The sequence below is a fragment of the Streptomyces calidiresistens genome, from assembly GCF_014141525.1.
GTDB lineage: Bacteria > Actinomycetota > Actinomycetes > Streptomycetales > Streptomycetaceae > Streptomyces > Streptomyces calidiresistens.
In genome coordinates this window covers 1-2,113 of sequence record NZ_VKHS01000879.1, presented here as the reverse complement: position 1 = coordinate 2,113, position 2,113 = coordinate 1, and the positions used below count along the sequence as shown (strand labels likewise).

At 74.5% G+C, this 2,113-nt stretch carries 2 protein-coding genes; both read right to left on the bottom strand.

Features of this window, described 5'->3' with window-relative positions:
- Positions 1-100 precede the first annotated feature (100 nt).
- Positions 101-292, bottom strand: coding sequence for a hypothetical protein (locus FOE67_RS23720; RefSeq protein WP_182666879.1), 192 nt, complete (start codon positions 290-292; stop codon positions 101-103).
- Positions 289-2,113: collagen-like domain-containing protein (locus FOE67_RS23715; protein ID WP_182666878.1), on the bottom strand; the 1,825-nt coding region annotated here is incomplete at its 5' end. The genes FOE67_RS23715 and FOE67_RS23720, both read right to left, overlap by 4 nt.

Here is a 2,113-nt window from a genome sequence, read left to right as displayed (position 1 = left end):
GGGTGGGCCATGGCGTTTTCCTTCGTGGAAGGGGCGGTGGCCCGGCATCGTGCCGGGCCACCCGTGGGGTCCTGTGGGGCTTCGGGGCGGTGCGGTGCGTTCAGCCGCACTCGGGGCATCGTTCGAGGTGGCCGTTGAGAGCCCTGGCCATCCGGGCCCTGGTCGAGGCGGCGTGCTTCGAGCTGGACTTCGCCGATGGCTTGCCGGCGTGTTGCCGGGCGTGGGCGCTCAGGTAGCCGATCTCCCGCTCGTACTCCTCGCGCAGGCTCGCGAATCGGGGGCAGGTCCTCATCGGGCGGTGCTCCTCGTCTTCGTGGTGGTTTCTTCGGTACGCAGGCGTTGCAGGACGAGACTCAGCCGGTCGTTCCGGCCGCCCCTGAGACCTTCGCGCCGCAGGATTTCCCGCAGTTGGACCCTGGTGACGGCCTGGTTGCCGTCCCGTGCGAGCAGGGCGGGGACATGGGGGCGGACCTGCTCGACCAGGTGCTCCACCGATTGCTCCGGCTCGCGCGGCGCACGCCGGGAGGGCGGACCGGGGGACCGGTCCCGCCGGTCCCCCGACTTCCTCGCCCTCGCGGAGAGCTCCCGACGGCGAGGCACATCCGATGCCCGGTCCCCGGTCCCGAGGGGACGGTCCCCGATGCCCGGTGCGGGAGTCGCGGTCCCCGCCGCGACGTGCGCGGTCCCCGAGTCACGGTCCCCGCCGGCCGGGGTGCGGTCCCCGGTTCCGCCGTGACGGTCCCGGCTATTCGGTCCCCGGTCCCCGGCGTCGGTCCCCGGTCCCCTCTCTTCATGCGGTCCCCGGTCCCCGGCAGAGTGAGCGCTGGTCCCCGGGACCCGGTCCCCGACTCTTGGCCGACGGTCCCCTGCGGAGTCGTTCCCCTGCCGGCCCGGGAGGTGCTCCCGGTCCCCGGTCCCCGGCTTTCCTTCCCGGCTCCCGGTCCCCGCGACAACGTCCCTGTTCTCCGGTCCCCGGGCCCTCGTGCCGGGGACCGGTCCCTTCGCCCGGTGCGGTCCCCGGTCCCCGGCAGGGTGGGCGCCGGTCCCCGCGTCACGGTCCCCGGCTCCGGCCTCCTGGTCCCCACTCCTGTCGAGAGGGTCCCGGCTATCCGGTCCCCGATTCCCGGTCCCCGGTCCCCTCTCTTCATGCGGTCCCCGGTCCCCGGTGGAGCGGATGTTGGTCCCCGGTGCCCACTCCCCGGTTCCCGGTCCCTGCTCTCCACGCGGTCCCCGGTTCCCGGCCGGGGCGGTGTTGGTGTCGATGCGGGGTGTGTCGTAGGGGGACCAGGGTGAGGGCAGGGGGACCGTCGCCAGGGTCAGGGCGTGGCGGCGGGCGGCGAGCTGGTCGAGCAGTTCGGCGCGTCGGACGGGGTCGGTCCCGACCGAGGCTTTGCCCAGGGCCTTGGACAGCCGGCGGGTGAGGCGTCGACCGCGTCGGTTCCGCTGCTGTTGGGGGGTCATCTCGGCGAGGGCTGCGGCCAGGGCGACGGCGCGGGCGGTGGCACGGTCGCGGGTGATCTGCGCGGCGTCCCGGTCCCGGGCGGCCAGGCCCAGGCGGGAGAGGAGACGTTCGCGTGCCTCCCGCGCGAGGGTGGCGATCAGGCCACGGGAGCCGGCTTCGGGGGAGCGCAGCCGCACCTCCAGGCCCATGGCCAGGTGCCAGAGCATCGCCGCCATCACGGGGCCGACGAAGGCGCGGACGGTGCCGCCGACCGGCCCGCTCTCGGCGTAGGCGGGGATCACCTGCACGGCGGTGATGACCCAGATCAAGGTGCCCGGCACTCCCGGTGCTCCCTGGGTGACCAGGTTCTGTCTGGCCATCAACGCGGTGGCGAAGAGGGCGAGTTCGGCGGCTGCGAACATCGCTGCGCGTTCGGCGGTGCCGGCCATGTCGAGGTGGTTGGCGGCGAAGCGCCAGCTGGTGTCGGCGCTGTAGGCGGTGCAGGCCAGCGCGGCCAGGGCGGCGACCTTGACGGCCGGGTTGCCCGAACGCTTCCGCGGACGCCGGGCACGCCGCAGGGTCGCCCAACCGGTCAGGCCCAGGAGGCAGGCGCCGGTGGGGACACCGAGGGCGAGGAGGAGGGAGAGGTCGGGGGCGAGACCGAGGGAGGGC

Excerpts from the sequence above, each read along its gene's own strand:
- FOE67_RS23720 (WP_182666879.1), bottom strand. The coding sequence starts at position 292 with ATGAGGACCTGCCCCCGATTCGCGAGCCTGCGCGAGGAGTACGAGCGG.